General features: G+C 67.8%; 1 pseudogene. It reads left to right on the top strand.

Going from position 1 to position 664, the window contains the following annotated elements:
- Positions 1 to 210: 210 nt before the first annotated feature.
- Positions 211 to 664, top strand: a pseudogene (locus CFP71_RS42890) (hypothetical protein); the annotation flags it as partial.

The following is a 664-nucleotide window of genomic DNA, read 5'->3' as shown; positions in this document are numbered from 1 at the left end:
GCACAACGACATATGAAGATACCCCCACGCCCGACCCTACTGCGAAGCGGGGGTCGGTCCGGGGTCCCATACTAGGACCGGCGCCCGGCGGGCGCCCCGCAACTGTACCCCGCCGGTGTGGCGGAACCGCCCACGGCATCGTCCTTCGCGGGAGAGGATGAGACGATCCGGACGCGCACCGCGCGCGGGGACTCGATCAGGGGAACGGCGATGAACAAACGGCCAACGACCATCTTGTGCGTGCTGGGCGCCGTGCTGGCGCTCACCACAGCCTGCGGCCAGGCGCGTGCGGGCACCGCCGTGCCGAAGGGCGACGACGCGGCGACCTACGTCGGCACGAAGTTCGAAACGGCGATGAACAAGCTGCAGGACACCATCGGCGATCAGCGCGACGTCACCAGCGAGTCGAGCGCCTACTTCCGGTTCGACGAGAAGTACGTCCGCAGCACGATCTCCTCGGCCCGCACCGGTTCCCCGGAAGGCCGGGTCAGCCGTCAGCGCTCGCAGAAGAACCCGGACGACAGCATCGACTGGTACACCCCCGCCGACGGGCCCGTCGAGTACGTGTACCTCGGGCCGGTCTACAAGAGCCTCGCGCCGACGCCGTGGGTTTCGATGCTGAAGTCCGCGAGATCGGCAGAGCGTCGTGAAGGGAAATGGTGTA

This window comes from Amycolatopsis thailandensis (assembly GCF_002234405.1).
In the GTDB taxonomy this organism is placed as follows: Bacteria; Actinomycetota; Actinomycetes; order Mycobacteriales; family Pseudonocardiaceae; genus Amycolatopsis; species Amycolatopsis thailandensis.
Note: the sequence above shows the minus strand (reverse complement) of the source record. Positions and strands in the feature narration are given on the sequence as shown.